This window comes from Dyadobacter sp. CY312, assembly GCF_021390535.1.
In the GTDB taxonomy this organism is placed as follows: Bacteria; Bacteroidota; Bacteroidia; order Cytophagales; family Spirosomataceae; genus Dyadobacter.
Genome location: NZ_JAJUXG010000007.1, coordinates 307184 through 325109 on the forward strand (window position 1 = coordinate 307184; position 17926 = coordinate 325109).

The following is a 17926-nucleotide window of genomic DNA, read 5'->3' on the forward strand; positions in this document are numbered from 1 at the left end:
AAGACACTCCGACTTGTTACAAAAACGAATGATTTGGTAAGTTTTGTAACTAATTAAAGGTTGAGTTATACTTAAATTCTAAACCATGGTTTATAAGTTGTGCGGGCATAATTGTTATGTCACTGATGGATATATCAATTATGAAGGACACGATTATGGAAAATGTGCAAAAAGGTGATTTCGTTCTCAGAATCAGTGCATTGTGGGGAGATCAGAAAAGAAGGGAGAATCTGTATCTTGAAGCTTTAAAGAAGGACAGTATGAGCCCGTTAAGGAGGGTATTAACGCAGGGGCATTTTAGCGCTGTGCTTTTCCAAAAGGAGATACGTTGGATATATGATTATGTAAAATGTTTGCTGACAGATAAGGAACTTGGTGAACTGCCGTCAGAGAATCTCAATCAGACACAGATGGGAGATTTGGAGAACAAGGAGCAGATCACTACTTATTTGAAAAAGAATGAGGGGTTGGTATTGCAATCATATAATTCACTGGTGAGTAGTATGGAACTTGGTTCTGAGGCTCGTCGTGTGTTGGGAGAACATGTAGACAGGATCTCTGAATTTTATGAAATCCTGTCTAAGCAAGAGCTGGGAAAGAGACACGGGGTCGCTTTTTAATGCTACTTAATCCTCTGCATTCATGAATTTGTAGACGATCGCTGCAAGTGCAGCGCCGGCGATTGGAGCAACAATGAATAGCCAAAGTTGTTCTAACGCCCATCCTCCAACAAAAATAGCCTGGCTGATACTACGCGCAGGATTCACGGATGTGTTTGTAACCGGAATACTTATCAGGTGAATAAGGGTAAGTGCCAAACCAATTGCCAATCCTGCAAAACCTGGTGAACTCTTACGATCTGTTGCACCCAGTATCACAATCAAAAACATAAAAGTCATCACAAACTCGGTGATCAGGGCGGCACTCATGCTATACTTACCGGGGGAATGCTCACCGTAGCCATTCGCCGCAAAGTCCCCGATTAAGCTACCGTTACCAGTAACCACTATCTGCAAAACTGTGGCGGCAGCAATACCTCCAAGTACCTGAGAGATGATGTAAGGAAAAAGGTCTTTAGCGGTAAACCGGCCACCCAACCATAATCCTACCGAAACTGCCGGGTTGAGATGTGCTCCCGAGATGTGGCCCAGTGAGTAAGCAATGGTCAATACAGTGAGACCGAATGCGAAAGAAACGCCCAACAGACCAATGCCTACTTCGGGGAATGCAGCTGAAAGCGCAGCGCTCCCGCAACCTCCTAAAACAAGCCAAAACGTTCCGATAAATTCTGCTAAATACTTTTTCATACTTCTTATAGTGTTTGTGTTTTTACTACAGAATAGACGGGATCGTCTATGTGCAGTCACGATTTACTATAAGAAAACGTAGTTTAAATTATTGCTGAATTTATAAATGACTATGAATGAACTTCATAAAGTTCGATCGGTAAGTCGTCCGGATCTGAGAAGAAGGTGAATTTTTTGTTCGTGAATTCATCAATTCTTATGGGTTCCGTTTCAACACCTTTGGACTGAAAATGAGTGACGGCTTCTTCAATGTTATCCACCACGAATGCTATGTGACGTAATCCGAGCGCTTCCGGACGTGAAGGTCTGGCCGGCGGATTTGGGAATGAAAACAGCTCAATACAATAGTGACCACCAAGAGAAAGGTCTAATTTGTAGGAATCCCTTGCTTCGCGATATACTTCCCGATCAATGTCAAAGCCGAGAACTTCGGTATAAAACCGCTTTGATTTTTGATAATCCGAGCAAATGATCGCTATATGGTGAACTGATTTTAAGAATTGCATCTGACGTTTGTTTTGTAAAAGTGTCAAATATAGCCCTGCGAATATTTACACGTCAGATCTTTATGAAAATTTTCTTTTTGTACATGCTTCTCAGTATCCAGATTTCCACAAACAAAATCATGAACCCACTCACCAGCGTACGGTACGGGTTTCCTAATAGAAGATCATAATGGTTGCCAAGATGGATTTCGAAAGTATGGCGGATAAATCCTGCTAACGTATCGGCAAGCAAGTATGCTGCAATGGAATTGCTGCCAATAATGATCAGCATGGTAAACAATCCTTTTTTGTTTTTAAGGTCAACAACGAAGTAGAATCCAGCCAAAAGTAAGAAACACCAGCCGCCACTCAATAACGTCCAGGCCGGAGTCCAGATTCTTTTTACAATGGGGTTAATTCCGGTGAGATCCAGTAGCACAGCCATGGCGAAAAGTATTGCAGCTGTTACAACAAGTTTTTTTAATAGAATTCCTCCGGTTTGAAAGTTTCTTAACCATTGACCCGCTATAATTCCCAAAATCATAGTGCCCAGTGTAGGTATGAAGCTAAGCGTACTGTACCCGCCTCCGTTGAATCTGAATGGAGACTCTCTCGGTAGAAGATTTAAAAACCAGCGATCGAATGCCCAGGCCGCATTTGTGTTTTTATTCCAGTGAGCAGCAAAACCTTTCAGGTTAAACTCCCAATCGGCTGTGGTTCCGGTTTCTGCCCAATTGAAGCCAGCGGATGGCAATGGATAGAATGCGAACAAAAGCCAATACCCAACCAGAATGGATAAAAGTGCACCCCATTGAACCCGTTCCGATGTAAAGCCCAAAGCAAAAAGTATAGGATACCCAAGACCAATTTGAGTGAGCGTATCTTCGAAAGTGAAATTGGTTTGTTCCTTATGCATGGATCGGAGAAAAATGCCTAAAAATATCAGGACAAGCGAACGGCGAATTGTATGAATCCACATCATACTTTTATTCTGAGCTTTTGCAGCGCGGCTTGCAATGGAATAGGGGAGCGCAACGCCCACCAGGAATGAGAAAGAGGGCTGTATGAGGTCATGAAGGGAGCAGCCAACCCAGGGCACATGACTTTGATGGAAATCCAGAAATGCCCAGAAGCTACTATTTGGTAACGCCTCTGCAACGTCGCTTAGCCTTAGCACTTCTGCCATCATCAGGAACATGACAAAACCCCGGTAGGCATCAACTGATGATACCCGCTGTGGAGATAAAGACGACTCGTTCAAAGTGAATAGGTTTAAGGAATAATAGCAGTAACTGATGAGATTACCTTATGCAGAGACAATCGGGCTATATAAAAAGAAAAAACCTCACCAGTTTTACCCGATGAGGTTTTGACTATGAATATCAAACCAGCCAAATGACGATTAATATTCTACAAATTCATTTTCTTCAATTCTTTCACTGCATGGTCAGCAGCACGAGCTGTCATGGCCATGTAGGTTAGAGAAGGATTCACACATGATGCCGAAGTCATGAATGCGCCATCCGTAACGTATACGTTGGTTGCTCCCCAAACTTGGTTGTGCTTGTTAAGAACCGACGTTTTAGGATCATTACCCATTCTGGCAGTACCCATTTCGTGAATACCAATTCCCGGATGTTTAGATTCGTCGTTGTATGGTGTCACGTTGGTAAGACCCGCAGCTTCAAGCATTTCGGCTGCATCGTTCATCATATCCACACGCATTTTCTTCTCATTTTCTCCGTAAGCAGCGTCGAATACAACCACAGGCAATCCCCATTTGTCTTTTTCAGTGGGGTGCAGAGTAAAACGATTTTTTTCGTCGGGTATCATTTCACCAAAGCCGCCCAGGTTCATATTCCATGCTCCCGGTTCGGTCAGTTGCTTCTTGAAATCGGCTCCAAACCCATCCATACCGGCACCACGTCCCCAGCTGTCGCGACTTGCACCGCCCTGATATCCAAATCCACGAACATAATCACGCTTGTCGCTTCCCCAGTTACGGTAACGAGGAATGTAAATACCGTTTGCTCTGCGTCCGAAATAGTATTTATCTTCATAGCCAGGCATGTTACCACGAGCACCTACTGCCAAGTGGTGATCCATAATATTACGGCCAAGCTGATCACTTTCATTACCTAATCCATTAGGGAAGCGTTTCGACTTAGAATTCATCAAAATGGAAGCCGAAGCAATTGCCGAAGCATTCATGAAAATGATCTTCGCATAGTATTCTTTAGTTTCCAAAGTATTCTGGTCAATGATGCGAACACCAGTTACCTTTTCCGCTTTTTCGTCATAAATTACCTCTGATACGATTGCATCGTTGATCAAAGTAAGATTGCCGGTTTTTTGTGCAGCAGGTAGAGTGGATGACTGCGTACTGAAATACGCGCCATAGGGGCATCCGCGCATACACATATTACGGAACTGACAAGCCGCACGTCCAAGTTCTGTATGGAAGTTTTGAGGCTGTGTTAAATGTGCTGCACGCCCCATAATCACATGACGACCAGCGAATTTTTTCTCGATTTCTCCCTTAACAGTTTTTTCTACACAGTTCATCTGCATTGGAGGAAGATAGTTACCATCAGGCAAAACGTCCAGACCATCTTTCGCTCCGCTTATACCAGCAAATTTTTCTACATAGTCGTACCATGGAGCTATTTCGTTGTAACGTACAGGCCAGTCCACTGAAATGCCTTCTTTTGCATTGGCTTCAAAATCTGCTGCGTTCAACCTGTAACTCTGGCGGCCCCAAAGCAATGAACGTCCACCTGTGTGGTACGCACGTATCCAGTCAAATCCACGCGTTTCCTTGTAAGGATTTTCCTTGTCATTTTCAAAAAAGTGGCGGTGCTCCTCATTTGCCGTGTATCCCGTACGCATTCCAGCCCAATATTCTTCTTTTGCGACTGTGGTTACACGTCCACGGTGTTCCAGTTCCCATGGTGCAAGTGTTGCCGTTTTATAATCGGTAATGTGCTTAACATCCCGGCCTCTTTCCAGCATTAATACTTTCAGGCCTTTTTCACATAATTCTTTCGCTGCCCATCCGCCACTTATTCCTGATCCTACTACGATCGCATCGTAAGTAGCTTGTTTGGTTGCTTTTATGTTTAAATTCATTGTGAATAATATTCAGAGTTTGTTATTGATTAATTGCAGGAATAGCTGTCTTCACTCACCTTTATGCACGTTATTCCTTATTTGCTTATAATTACATCGCCCAGTTTTTCTGTCCTGGTTTCATGTCGATGCAGCCATCGTAACGTCCCGGCACGGCTACATATTCAAGAGCTTGCGTAGCTCCGGGCTCGGAAGTAAAGTAACCGAGCAGTGTAAGCTCTTTCATCAGACGGAAGAAAGGGACGCCGGCATCCGTATATTCTTTGCCTGCTTCTGTATATTTCTTTTTCTCTTCGCCCGCCTTGGTAGCTTCTTCCTTAGCTGCGGCTTCCATTTCTGTCAAAATCTTGGTCTGTTCCTCAGGTGTGGCTTTTAAGAAATCTTTCTTCTCCAATTCCTGTAGACCTTTGTTAAAGCTTGCCTGATCTTTTTCAGGGTAGCAGTCTTTTAGCATCATTTCTACGAATTCACCCACTTTTGCATCTTTCGCTCCCGGTGTGTCCGTCTTTGGTATAATTATTTCCGCAATTTCAGATACCAGGTTTTTCCTTTCAGCAGGAAACGGAAATGTAATTCCGGTTGCCGCATCACCCGCCTGTTTGCAGCCCTCCAAAAAGGCCAGCATCGTTGGGGCGGAAAGCGCGCCACCCATCAATAGTGCCACACGGCCTAATGCATCACGTCTTTTCATTATCTTATCTTAAGTAAGGTTAATAATCCCAAAGTGTAATAATACATTTGATAAATGCAATTACAACAATTTGGCTAATTTAGGAAATAATCTTAGTTCCTGATTTTTAGAATAATTCTATATAATTCGAAGCTGAATATCTGTCTGTTAATCAGATTTATATAGAAATTAAAAAGAAATTAATCTTTAACAAAGGTGATTAGGAAGGCGCTAAATGATAAACTATATGCTGTTTTAGTAGCTCAAAGTACCATTAAATTGCAGCCACGTATATCGGAGTTGTCAAATCGGCCCATTACGTAAAACGATCCGGGATCGGTTCCGAATCTTCCTAAATCCTGGGTTTCTATAAAAGAGCAGCTATCGATATTGGCCAGGTCTATCGCGTTGATGCCGCCTGTTTTAGAAGCAGCCAGATTGTGATCATAAATGGAGAACGGATCATTTACATCCCGGAGTAAGACACGCATGGTGTAACCGGGGTTAAAAATACCTTCGCCATTGGAGTAGCCCTGGGAAAGCAATTCAGTCATGCCATATTCAGAATGAATGCTGGCGACTCCCAGGCGAGATTTTAGAATGTCATGTACCTCTTCACGCAGCAATTCCTGGCGACGTCCTTTCATGCCACCCGTGTCCATCACAGTCAGATTTTTCATCGTAGAGAGAAACGAAAAGTCGGTGTCACTTTCTGCAAGATCCAATAGGGCGAAGGTTACACCCATAAGCAGGATATTTTTACCATCCGGGTGTTCCGACAGATACCGTAACCGGTCCAGCATTGCTACTGTATTGTGAAGGTAAAAGCCGGAATACTCTGAACCTGTTTGCTTAATAAAATGGTCCAGCATATACACCAGCGATGAATTGTTTCGTTCAAGGTATGATGGCAGCAGTGCCAATATATGGTAGTTGCCGAGCGGGCCGTAATGCTGTTCGAAGATGCGGGTGGAAACGGATGTGTAGAGTGCATCGTCATACAATGCATGGCGGCTTGTTACAATTGCTGCGCCAGTAGATCGTATATCATTCGTCTGGGTGGTACCGCTGCTCTCAAATGTAACTACAGGGGTGGGTAACTGGCCGGTTCCGATCAGGTGGTGTTTGAAGAATTGTATGGGGAGGAAAGGAATCTCTGTCAGTTGCTTTACCTGGGTTACATCTATTTTCAGATTCGACAGATATTGGTTGTACACCGGGTTGTGGGAAGCCTGATAACGAAATATCTGTAAAGCCAGGTCAAGGAAGCCTGCGGGCTTGAGGTCAATGATCTGTTGACGTAATGTGTTACGTATTTCCGAAAAAGATTTGTTGCTTGGCAATTTCAATACTGTTACTTTCGTAATTAAAGAACAAAGTTAGACTGACAAAGTAATAAATGCGAAATGGCGGCAGAAAGTTTACGATGAACCTTTCTTTCATGTTTGTTTATACCAGAATATATGAAATTTAAACTACTCCCGTTTTTATTCCCGGCCATTGCAATCAGCAGTTGCGTGGATATACCAGATTTTAAGGACACTCCTGTTATTTCTTACAATGGTTTAAGCCAGTTTACCCAGATTGATACCTTGGATGGGGGTTCCACGCAAAGGGTTGAAATGGTAGTATTGTCTATTCGGTTTGAAGACGGAGATGGCGATTTGGGCGTTAATCCCAGAGATTTGCAAGGTGAAAATCCAGTTTCTTTAAGATATGCGGCAGTTTCTGATTGGGGACTACCTGCTAACTATGAGGTGGTGACCATGACTAAGTTGTCCAATGGAACTTGGAGCGAAGTAATTTTTCCTAATGACAGTGTCAACTTTTTTCCAGAACTGAAAACAGACAGTAAACCCGGACCAATAAAAGGAACTCTGGATATGTACATCAGAAATCCAGTTCTTAATTCATACGTCCAGGCTGAGAGAAGATATAAAGTTAGAGTTATTGATAGAAAATTTAACATCAGTAATCAAGTCACAGTACCGGAGGGAGATTTTGTAAAAGTTCCAGTTCCAAGAGAGTAACTTTCTTGAACTTATATTTTTACTAATCCTCAATAACTGCCGCTGGCAGCACAATTCTAAATGTGGTCCCTTTTCCAAGTTCGGAGCTTTTTACAAAAAGCTTACCTGCATGGTAATTCTCAATGATCCGTTTAGCAAGCGTGAGACCAAGACCCCATCCGCGTTTTTTGGTACTGAATCCGGGATTGAAAATTTTATTCATATTTACTTTTGTCATCCCTTTTCCTGTATCGGAAATATCAATCATAATCTGATTGGTTTGTGGCGGGGCTTGTAATGTCACATTTATTTCTCCAATACCGCCCATTGCGTCCACAGCATTTTTGCAGATATTTTCAACTACCCATTCAAACAGGTTCTTGTTAAGCGAAGCCGTTTGTTCCGGAACAAGTTGGTTGTCAACAGAAAATTTTACTTTTGAAGAAACCCGCTTTTGTAAATAAGTAATGAAGTCAGTCACGATCTCAGCAATCGGCTCGTCGTTCATCAGCGGAACAGATCCTATATTTGAAAACCGTGTGGTGATCATTTCAAGACGGATCACATCTTTCTCTATTTCGTCGGCGATGGAGGGGTCAATGTTGGGATCACTGCGAAAGTATTCTACCCAGGCCATCAATGATGACAATGGTGTACCCAGTTGGTGCGCCGTTTCTTTTGCTAAACCTACCCATACACGGTTCTGCTCCGCTTTTCTCGCCGAACTGAATGCCAGATAAGCCAGATAGCCGATCAAGAGCATTACGGATAGCTGTATAAACGGGTAATATCGAAGTTGTGTAAGCAAAAATGAGTTACTATAATAAATGTAACCGGTTTTGCCCTTGGCAATCTCAACAGGAATAGGCGCATGTTCCTGCTTCATCACAGCCAGGCGCTCTTCAATGATACGCTCTGTTTCCTTCAAAGTAGCATTTTTAGGAATATCTATATTGATGTGTTGATAGCCAAGGCTATTTCCATCGGCATATATAACCGGGATTTGGTAGAAATTTACTGCATCTTGTATCACCTGCAAAATTACAGTGATGTTTTCATTTACGTCTGTGGTAGTAATGGTCCTTACAAGCTCTGCATACAAGATAACTTCCCGTTCCTCCCGCTCTTCGAGTTTATCAACCAGATTACTGGTATAAAATAATGACCCGATGCTCAAAACCAGGAGAATGATTCCGATCATGTATTTCAAAAATATCTTTTGATCGTAAAAGTCGGTCAATGACCTTCTGAGCCGATCGCTATTGAGCAGTGCAACCGGACGGAGACGGAACTTAGGCTTTTCTTTCGGAGTTTCAGTATTCATCGGTATCCGATTGTGTACTTAAATAAAAACGAACGAAGTTACTCCACTTCATTTCATATTCAGCAATATATTACTTCAAACAGTTGTCTGTTCGCCCGGATTAGTACCTGAAAGTGCACAAATAACGAAAAATAATGCGGCTTAGTGGATCGTGACGTGTTTAATGTTTGTCTGTAAGATCAGTAAATAACATGATGCAGGTCATAAAAACAGAGAAGTTAGCTCAGGAAATTTGTACAGGAAATGTTGGTTTTATTTGTATAGTTTCTAAATAAACCATCACTCTTTCAATCACTTTCCTATTGTAAGTTTTGTGCCGTATTTTTGTAATCAGAATTAGAAACAGTGATGTATAATCATTTCAAATCAATAAGTTTATCACACCGGAAGGCCCCTCTCGCAATTAGGGAACAGCTTGCACTGAATGAGGACAGCGCTAAGGGTATAATGCTCCGTTTGAAGGATTTCTTTGATGTTACGGATGTTCTGACCGTTTCTACCTGCAATCGTACAGAGATATATTACTCGGCTTCGGAGGATTTGAACGAGGAAATTATCAAACTTCTTCTGATTGAAAAAGGTATTTCTGATGTTGAACCTTTCCTGAATTACTTCGAAAGGTTTTCGGCAGGAGAAAGTGCGGTGCAGCATTTGTTTGAAGTTGCTACCGGCTTGCATTCTCAGGTAGTGGGAGACATGCAGATTCCTAACCAGATCAAACATGCCTATCAGTGGACGGCAGATCTCAATCTGGCAGGACCGTTTTTACACCGTTTGCTTCATACCATATTTTTTGCAAATAAGAGAGTTGCTCAGGAAACATTTTTCCGTGATGGCGCTGCTTCGGTATCTTATGCCGCAGTGGAGTTGCTGGAAGGGCTCATGCCAAATCCTAAAATACTGGTTGTTGGTCTTGGAGAAATAGGTAGTGATGTATGCCGTAATCTTGCTCAAAAGGCAGATGCAGATGTTACCATCATTAACCGCACCAGAAGCAGAGCCGATGTGCTTGCGCAGGAGCTTGGATTCAGAGTTGCCAATTTTAATGATATTGAAGCTGAGGTAGCCAATGCAGATATCATCATATCTTCAATAGCCCGCGACGAACCTTTCTTTACCAAAGAAATGATGGTACGTCTTCGCGGGATGTCATTTAAATATTTTATTGACCTCTCTGTGCCGCGCAGTGTATCTCCGGAAGTTGAGGAAATACCGGGTGTGATGCTTTACACCATTGATTCCATCAGAAGCAGAGCCGACGAAGCACTTCACCGCAGATTGGAAGCCGTGCCTCATGTTCGTGAAATTATTGACGAGGCTGTACTGGAATTCAACGATTGGTCAAAGGAGATGATTGTTTCGCCTACCATTCAAAAATTGAAAGGAGCTTTGGAGCAGATCCGGAAAGAAGAGCTTACCCGCTTTACCAAAAATCTGAACGATGCGGAACTTGAAAAGGTAGAGCGTATTACCACTAGCATGATGCAAAAAATACTTAAACTGCCTGTGTTGCAATTGAAGGCTGCCTGCAAACGTGGAGAAGCTGAGACGCTGATAGACGTACTGAATGATCTTTTCAATCTGGAAAAAGAAAAGGAACGTCATTAAGAATTGAATAATTACTATGGCTCATATAAGGCCCCGGAAAACCAGAATAACAATGGTTTCTTCGGGGTTTTTCATTTTATGAGGTATGTAACTCCAAATAAAAAATGCTACTGATGCACAGATTTATACGAATGTGCTTTGGTTTTTCAACCCGCAACTCAATCAGATTGGTTGATATAAAATTAAAAGAGCGGTAGTCTGTTGGCCACCGCTCTAAGCATTACCTTACCCTCCACAATAATCTAGAACTGTTTTTATCAACATTCCAAATCTTTGTTAATTCAACATCTAGCATTAGATCCTAATGATCGACTCGAATATTTAGACTTACGACAAGGATGTTCGTATAGATCGAAGGGTATTAAATATTTTTAGGTTTTTTTTCATGGCTCTGATAACCTTATAAAAGATAGGGAAATGTCAACCTAGTGTTTACCTCTGGCATCGTTGAAGCCCATCCAAAAACCATCCAGCATATCCGCTCCATGTGCATACACTGCGAATCCTACAAGGAAGCCGAGACCGGCCTGTCCGATCCATGTGAGTGCCTTGCCTGCTGATGGGTTGAAGTTCAGGAATTTAACTCCATACTTTCCGGCAATGATCAATAAAAGAGACGAGATTAAAACAATTACTAGCATGATGATTTGATTTTAGATATGAATAATTTTTACTGATGAATTCGGTAACCGTATTGTTATAATTGTACTTTTTCCTTTTCCAAACCATTGTTTTTTACGGCTTGATCCTGCGTACTTTCACCAGGAGCATTGGTTTGATGTATATACTGTACATCCGAAGGTATAACCTCTTCTGACTGGCAGCTGTAAAGAAATGAAGCTGTAAAGAGTACTGCGAAGAATTTGATAGTCGTTTTCATGAGTTTGAATTTTATATGTTTTGAGTGATACGTTGTCTCTGATGACATGACAAAGGTGGCAGATGAAAACGGGGTTGAAAATTTGTTGTGATAAACTGCCAAATTGCAATGACGAAGCAGGAAGGCAACAGGATAAAGCTGTTTTTTGATGATTTTTTGGCAAATTTGGTTTAGTACCTTAGCTTCGTCATTCAGCAGGATAGGTTCGTCATAAATTTTACTGTGTTGGTCGGGCACGTATTAGTTTTATAACATATTACCGCCCCAAACAACTTTACATGGCACAGTTTTTCAGCCGATATGGCAAATCTGCTTTCTTCTTAGGATTACTCACAATTATCACCCTATTGTCGGCGTGGGACTATCCCGGTTATTTTTCAAAGTGGCTTAGCCTTGGGCTTCCGCTGTCAATTTTGAATGCCTATTTGTTGTATGCAGCGGTTTACTATATCATTTATCCATCATGCAGAGTTGGTAAATCGTGGATACGTAACACTGTTTATATCACAGCATGTGCTTTGTTGTCCATAGGATTTACATGTTTGATTAGTCGTGTTGCCATTTCGAATGAAGAGTTACTGACAGTACATAATGGTATCAGGAAATCGCTGGGTGCACAGGCGGATCCTAATGCTCAGGTTGGAGGTGTTGCTGAGCTTATTGGTGGGAGTTTTATGACATTTCTGATGTTTTTTGGAATCTCCTGGGCTCTTGTGCATTGGCACAGGAAGAAGAATCTCAGAATGCGTTTGAGAAAATGGTGGAGACTGCAGTCGTTAAGTACTTCTGGAGTTCACCTTTTGTATGTATCTTTTGGATGGATTTTCTGGATATTTTTCACGCTTTCCCCGGTACTCTTTACAGGTAAACCACTTTCGTGGCAGACAACTTTAGCAATGCTGGTGCCATCGGTAATTTTCTTTTATATCAATCTTAAAACCAGTTTTAATCTTCTTGCCGACAATAAAGTGTTGCTGGCGTTACTTACAACATTGTGCTGGTGGGCCGTTTTGTTGATCATAAAAGCCATTTGGTTCGTGATCATTACTAGAGGATTCGGTTTGCCGCCGATCCTGGATGGCAAGAATGTTATTCAGGAGGTTACTAAAGTTGGCGAGAAACACAATGCTGCTTATTTGGCAGGCAAGTCCATCGGGATGATTTTGAGCGGTTCGGCTTTCAAAGAACTGATCATTCTACTAGCCAGTTTTATTTATGGATATGATCGTCGTGTAACACAATACCGAAATCAAATGACCGCGATTGCAGAGGCCAGGCAACAGGAGCAATTGAAGCAAAAAGTAATGGAAAAAGAAGTTGTAGATGCGCGACTGCAATCATTGAAGTATCAGATCAATCCGCATTTTCTCTTTAACAGCCTTAATTTTCTTTACTCACAATCGCTTCCGTTGTCGGACGAGCTGGCGCGGGCAACCATGTTGTTATCCAAAATGATGCGTTATGGTTTGCAGGAAAATAGTGAGGAGGCAAAGGTTTCGTTGGCAGGAGAAGTGGAACATCTTCAAAACTTTATCGAATTTAACCAGCTGCGGTTTTCGAATCAGTTACAAATAGATTTTAAGACAGAAGGACAAGTCGCAATCCGACGGATTATGCCTTTGTTGCTGATTACTTTTGTGGAAAATGCATTTAAGTATGGGGAGTTGCATCAACCAGAAAATCCGCTTCAAATTCATCTTAAAGTAGATTCGCAGAAGCTGACTTTTTTTGTGAAAAATAAGAAGAGGAATGGGCCGAAGGAAGATTCAACCGGGATAGGTTTAGAAAATATACGTAAAAGACTGGCCTTGGGCTATCCTGAAAAGCACAGCCTGATTATTAATGACGAAGAGGATTTTTATGCTACCGAATTGACCGTTGTGCTTTAAATCCCAAACCTAAATAATTTAAATTACTGATCAACCTCTACCATGACCTTACGCTGCCTCATTGTTGACGACGAGCAAGCTGCTCTCAATGTATTGACGAATTACATTTCTAAAACGCCGTTTCTTGAGCTTGCCGGTGCATACACCGATCCGATTGCCGCACTGGATGTAATTAACAGAGAGCAAATTGATATTGTTTTTCTGGACATCCACATGCCCGAAATATCAGGACTGGAATGGATCAAATTGTTGAGAGGTAAATCGAAGGTAATTTTAACCACTGCATACAGCCAGTATGCACTGGATGGGTACAACCTGGATGTAGTGGATTACCTCTTGAAACCAGTTCCATTTGATCGCTTTTTACATGCCGTACGGAAGGTTCAGGATATGGTGGAGCAGAAGCCTGCTTTAACTGTGATTTCCGAACCGGTTGTGGTTTCAGCACCCGTACCAGCTGTGGTCAACGATCACGTTTTTGTAAAAGTCGATAGCAAAATCGTAAAAGTCCGGTTTCAGGATATTCTCTATATTGAAGGACTGGGAAATTACGTCAGCATTTTTACCGAAACAGGTCGACTGGTGACTTTGTCAACCATGAAAGAAGTCGAGGAATATTTGTCAGACACCTATTTCATGCGTGTTCACCGTTCCTATATTATCGCCTTCAACAGGGTGGAATACATAGAAGGCAATCAGATATTTTTGGGTAAAAATACAAATGTCCCGCTGGGAGAAACTTACCGCGAACGTTTCTTTAAAATGCTGGAAGAGAATATGATGAATAGGAAGAATTAAGAAGTTAAGAATTAAGAAGTTAAAAATTAACCGGAGTAGCGGGCGACAATTAAGAATTAAATTTTATTGTGGAGGGCGATAAAAATTAATGGTTAACCAAAGGTCGCCCCCTTAATTAACCATTAACAACCAACCATTAAAAATTACTCTCTATTTTTTTCCTGATCGCTTAATTGGTCGGCCGTATTTCTGCATCTTTTCGGCTGCGTGGTCGCGGCGGACGTTTACTTTCAGGTTTTTTGGAATTTTCTGGTGAAAGGCAGCACCGACGCTTTCTCTTTTCGGGAGTTTAACGTCAATGTTTTTCATGTTTATTTTAGGCTCCTCGTCAGGCGTAAGAATCTCCGAAATTTTTACATTCTCAGGCAAAGTTTGCATTGGAATTTCATACTGCATCAGATCTTCTATTGCTTCCTTCAACTCCTGATCTTTCTCCGTGATAAACGAAATTGCCTTTCCTTTTTTATCTGCCCGACCTGTACGTCCGATTCTGTGAATGTAGTTTTCAGGGATTTCAGGAATATCGAAATTGATCACATGTGAAACTTCAGCGACATCAAGACCGCGAGCAATAATATCGGTTGCGATCAGGATCCGGTATGTTCCTTCATGAAATTGTTTTACAGAATTAAAACGGTGATTCTGCTCTTTGTTAGAGTGTATTACTCCAATTCTGTTCAAATAACCAAGTTCAAGTTGATTGAATAGCTGATCAGCCAGTTTTTTGGTGGCAACAAAAATCAACACCTTATTCATGTCAGGATTTTCATCCAGAAGCAAATCCAGCAAATTGACCTTTGTATAAAAATTAGGCACCTCGTAAGCAACCTGCTCAATATTGTCCAAAGGGGTTCCAACGGGCGCAGCTTCTATCCGAACAGGGCTGTTGAAATAGGTCTGCATGAGTTGCTCCACCTCCTGAGTTATTGTTGCGGAGAAAAGCAGGTTCTGACGTTTTTGAGGTAATAAGTCCAGTATGTTTTTAAGTTGGGTACGGAAGCCAAGATTCAACATTTCGTCCACTTCGTCGATTACCAGTTTTTTAATTGACTTGGTTTTCAATGAACCATCCATGGCCAGATCAACAAGTCGACCCGGCGTGGCAACTACCACATCGGCTCCTTGTTTCAGCTCAGCCCTTTGCACTTTTATATTCCCACCTCCATATAAACCCACAGTTTCGAGAGTCATATAAGCACTCAATTTTTTTACCTCGTCTACCACCTGCACTACAAGTTCGCGGGTTGGGACGATAATCAAAAGCTGTGGCAGTCTATCCTTTGCAAAGACAATCTGGCGCAAGGAGGGCAACAGATATGCAAAGGTTTTTCCTGTACCGGTTTGTGCAATTCCGCATACGTCCTTACCAGACATCATGACAGAAAACACCTTTTCCTGTATTGTAGTGGGAGTTGTATAACCTAAATCAGTGAGGGCACTTAAAAGAGGTTTGGTAAGATTTAATTCTTCGAACGTCATAACTTGCTTCATAAATAGAATGCAAAGTTACTTTAATCTTCCTTGCGAAAGAATTTTATGTTCATTTGATCCATCTACAAAAAGAGAATGCCATCGAAACGGCATTCTCAGTGGGGCATAGTGTATGGTAGTGAAAATGTGTGTTTAGCGTGTACGGAGGCGTCCGGTATTTTTGTTATACGTGCCCAAAGGAAAACTAATACCTGCATTGATCCCCCAGTTACTATTCATCATTTTGTTGTTGTCAGCAGACACATCCAAAAGTCCAAGGCCATAGCGCGCATCAATATTAAGCCAAATCTTCTCCTGAAGCTTGATGTTTAGACCTGCTCCAAAAGTCAGACCTAGATCAAATGGATTGTATATCCTTGGACCTGATTCGGGATTAAGACGGTTTCCGTCCTTATCCTTAGCTCCAACAAGGAAATTCAGGGATGGACCAAGAAAAAGTTTCGGCCTTACAGGCGCACCATACTTTCCGAAGAAGAATGTAGCGAAAAGTGGTACCTGTATATAGTTCAGGTTAATTTCGTTGGTTTTGTTAAAGACCTGCGCGCCCATTTGCGTAAATAACAGCTGTCCGCTAAAACCGAATCCGCTTTTCGAACTGTAATTGTAAAACCCACCGGCAGTTAATCCTGGTTTCCAATCAGTATTTCCACCGATCGCACTGGTGTTTCCTCTGAAATTAGCAATGGATACACCTACAACAGGCCCGATGGAAACGTTCTCCTGAGCAATAGCCGAAACTGAGAACGTTAAGGCTGATAATAAAAGAATAATGCAATTTTTCATTTAGTTCTGGTTAAATAATTCTTAACAGAAGTATCAATATGCGTACCAGATAAGTGGATAAATTAACGTTTAGGTCAAAAGGTTGTCAATCAGTAAAATATAAGATCATTGCAATTTGTGCCCATTTGTATACTGCTTAAAACTGAGGTACTATATCCACATACTTTTGAAAAAAGCGCCAATATGATCAGGCTCGTTTGCCAATTTTTTGCAGAATATAATAGAGCGGTGCACCGCCAAGGAAAAGCCCCCAGCCAACAATCGCAGAAGATGGATCGGTCACGATCACATTAATGGCGATAATGAGCAGGAATAAAACAAAAAATGCTGGAAGCCATGGATATCCTTTCATTTTAAACCCTGTGTGGAGGTCTGCCTTGCCGGCCTTATTTCGGAAAACAAATATTGTTGCCGCTGAACTGGCCAAGGCAATGCTATCGACGGACATGACGTAATTGACAATCTGCTCAAAAGTGTCGAGCATTAATAAGGACAGTAAAGTTGTAACAATCAGAAAAGTAAGCGCAAATTCCTGAACCTGTGTTTTAGAATTAACTTTCTTAAAAGCGGATGGCAATATTCTGTCGTCGGCCATGGCGTAATAAACCCTGGGAAGGGACAACATCGTGGCGTTGATGAATCCTAACACTGATAAAAATATTGCGACTGAAAAGAAGACCTCTCCCCATGGCCCAAATAGCGCTCTTGCTGTATCGGAGGCAATTAATTTAGAATTTTGCAAGCCTTCAAAACCCAGGACTTTGAAGTATGTATAATTGATCGATAAGTATAATGCCAGGATCAGAAAAATACCCAGCAAAATGCCTTTTGGAGTACTTTGTTTAGGGTTCTTAATATCGGCTCCAAAATTCAGTGTTTGCTGATAACCCCCAAAGGTGTAGAATACGGCTATAAGGCTCGCTCCGAAGGCGGTGAACCAATTATCTGAATTTGTGGATGGTACGGGCATAGATGCCTCGGGGGGAGCCTGTGCGTAGAAAATACCGGTGCACAAAATGAGCATCATTACAATTTTGAGCGTGCTCAGCAGATTTTGTGTACGTGAGCCTGACTTTATCCCCAGCATGTTTACTGTGTAAAAAAATAGTAAGGTAATCACCGCCGTACCTTGTATTCCTATTTTGCTATGCAGCGCTGCGGGGAGGAGCGGATTGAGATACTCCGAACCGATGAGTGCGACGCCGGCCATTCCCGCACCATAAGTGAGCACAATCACCCAGTTTATCATGAAAGAATAAACAGGGTGAAAAGCTGTCGATATTAATTTATAGACGCCACCCGGAAAATGATGCCTTGATCCTATTTCTGCAAAGACAAGCGCTCCAATCAAACTGACAATACCACCGAAAATCCAGGCAGAGAAGAATATCTGCTCAGTACCGGCTTGCCGGGCTACAATGGCTGGTGTTCTGAATATACCAATACCAATGACCAGACTAACTACGATCATACCCAAGTCAAATACACCAATTTGGGGACGAATATTGTTTTCTGGTTCGGTCATCAGTCAGCAGTTGTTAGTTGGTTGTCCA

Annotated in this window: 17 protein-coding genes; 5 read left to right on the forward strand and 12 right to left on the reverse strand. The window is 41.9% G+C overall.

What is annotated here, in order from left to right; translation table 11 throughout:
- Positions 1–125 precede the first annotated feature (125 nt).
- A complete protein-coding gene (locus LZG71_RS10985) occupies positions 126–620 on the forward strand; it encodes a hypothetical protein (RefSeq protein ID WP_233820344.1) in 495 nt (164 codons plus the stop codon).
- A 6-nt stretch (positions 621–626) separates the two neighbouring features.
- Here LZG71_RS10985 and aqpZ read toward each other — a convergent pair whose 3' ends face one another.
- From aqpZ to LZG71_RS11015, 6 genes are all read right to left on the reverse strand, one after another.
- Positions 627–1367 carry an aquaporin Z gene (aqpZ, locus tag LZG71_RS10990; protein ID WP_310587753.1) on the reverse strand — a complete coding sequence of 247 codons (741 nt, stop codon included), beginning with the start codon at positions 1365–1367 and terminating at the stop codon, positions 627–629.
- A gap of 50 nt (positions 1368–1417) precedes the next feature.
- Complete coding sequence (locus LZG71_RS10995) at positions 1418–1813, reverse strand: VOC family protein (RefSeq protein ID WP_233820346.1); 396 nt, start codon at positions 1811–1813, stop codon at positions 1418–1420.
- Positions 1814–1865: 52 nt separating this feature from the next.
- Positions 1866–3053, reverse strand: a complete 1188-nt coding sequence (locus LZG71_RS11000) for an acyltransferase family protein (RefSeq protein WP_255712890.1) — start codon at positions 3051–3053, stop codon at positions 1866–1868.
- 149 nt (positions 3054–3202) lie between these two features.
- Positions 3203–4921 carry a GMC oxidoreductase gene (locus LZG71_RS11005; RefSeq protein WP_233820347.1) on the reverse strand — a complete coding sequence of 573 codons (1719 nt, stop codon included), beginning with the start codon at positions 4919–4921 and terminating at the stop codon, positions 3203–3205.
- A gap of 91 nt (positions 4922–5012) precedes the next feature.
- Entirely contained in the window at positions 5013–5612 is a 600-nt protein-coding gene (locus LZG71_RS11010; protein WP_233820348.1) for a gluconate 2-dehydrogenase subunit 3 family protein, read from the reverse strand.
- A 242-nt stretch (positions 5613–5854) separates the two neighbouring features.
- Positions 5855–6940, reverse strand: coding sequence for an acyl transferase (locus tag LZG71_RS11015; protein ID WP_233820350.1), 1086 nt, complete (start codon positions 6938–6940; stop codon positions 5855–5857).
- Between the two features lie 114 nt (positions 6941–7054).
- Between LZG71_RS11015 and LZG71_RS11020 the strand changes: the two genes are divergently transcribed.
- The gene (locus LZG71_RS11020; protein ID WP_233820352.1) at positions 7055–7621 is read left to right on the forward strand and encodes a hypothetical protein; all 567 of its coding nucleotides are present in this window, start codon (positions 7055–7057) and stop codon (positions 7619–7621) included.
- 22 nt (positions 7622–7643) lie between these two features.
- On the opposite strand, the gene LZG71_RS11025 is transcribed toward LZG71_RS11020, so the two are convergent.
- Entirely contained in the window at positions 7644–8924 is a 1281-nt protein-coding gene (locus LZG71_RS11025; RefSeq protein WP_233820354.1) for a PAS domain-containing sensor histidine kinase, read from the reverse strand.
- Between the two features lie 348 nt (positions 8925–9272).
- Here LZG71_RS11025 and hemA point away from each other — a divergent pair, with 348 nt between their 5' ends.
- Positions 9273–10532, forward strand: coding sequence for a glutamyl-tRNA reductase (gene hemA / locus LZG71_RS11030; protein ID WP_233820355.1), 1260 nt, complete (start codon positions 9273–9275; stop codon positions 10530–10532).
- Positions 10533–10957: 425 nt separating this feature from the next.
- On the opposite strand, the gene LZG71_RS11035 is transcribed toward hemA, so the two are convergent.
- Together LZG71_RS11035 and LZG71_RS11040 are read right to left on the reverse strand one after the other, a co-directional pair.
- Positions 10958–11173 carry a hypothetical protein gene (locus tag LZG71_RS11035; protein WP_233820356.1) on the reverse strand — a complete coding sequence of 72 codons (216 nt, stop codon included), beginning with the start codon at positions 11171–11173 and terminating at the stop codon, positions 10958–10960.
- Between the two features lie 56 nt (positions 11174–11229).
- A complete protein-coding gene (locus LZG71_RS11040) occupies positions 11230–11412 on the reverse strand; it encodes a hypothetical protein (protein ID WP_233820357.1) in 183 nt (60 codons plus the stop codon).
- 278 nt (positions 11413–11690) lie between these two features.
- Here LZG71_RS11040 and LZG71_RS11045 point away from each other — a divergent pair, with 278 nt between their 5' ends.
- Together LZG71_RS11045 and LZG71_RS11050 are read left to right on the forward strand one after the other, a co-directional pair.
- On the forward strand, positions 11691–13301 hold the full coding sequence (locus LZG71_RS11045) for a sensor histidine kinase (RefSeq protein WP_233820358.1): 1611 nt from the start codon (positions 11691–11693) through the stop codon (positions 13299–13301).
- Positions 13302–13343: 42 nt separating this feature from the next.
- Positions 13344–14099 (forward strand): LytTR family DNA-binding domain-containing protein, encoded by a 756-nt coding sequence (locus tag LZG71_RS11050; RefSeq protein ID WP_233820359.1) that lies wholly within the window; start codon positions 13344–13346, stop codon positions 14097–14099.
- 150 nt (positions 14100–14249) lie between these two features.
- On the opposite strand, the gene LZG71_RS11055 is transcribed toward LZG71_RS11050, so the two are convergent.
- The 3 genes from LZG71_RS11055 to LZG71_RS11065 all read right to left on the reverse strand — a co-directional run bounded on the left by LZG71_RS11055 (position 14250) and on the right by LZG71_RS11065 (position 17898).
- Positions 14250–15578, reverse strand: coding sequence for a DEAD/DEAH box helicase (locus LZG71_RS11055; RefSeq protein ID WP_233820508.1), 1329 nt, complete (start codon positions 15576–15578; stop codon positions 14250–14252).
- Positions 15579–15722: 144 nt separating this feature from the next.
- Complete coding sequence (locus tag LZG71_RS11060; RefSeq protein ID WP_233820360.1) at positions 15723–16373, reverse strand: porin family protein; 651 nt, start codon at positions 16371–16373, stop codon at positions 15723–15725.
- Positions 16374–16560: 187 nt separating this feature from the next.
- Positions 16561–17898 (reverse strand): APC family permease, encoded by a 1338-nt coding sequence (locus LZG71_RS11065; protein WP_233820361.1) that lies wholly within the window; start codon positions 17896–17898, stop codon positions 16561–16563.
- Positions 17899–17926 lie beyond the last annotated feature (28 nt).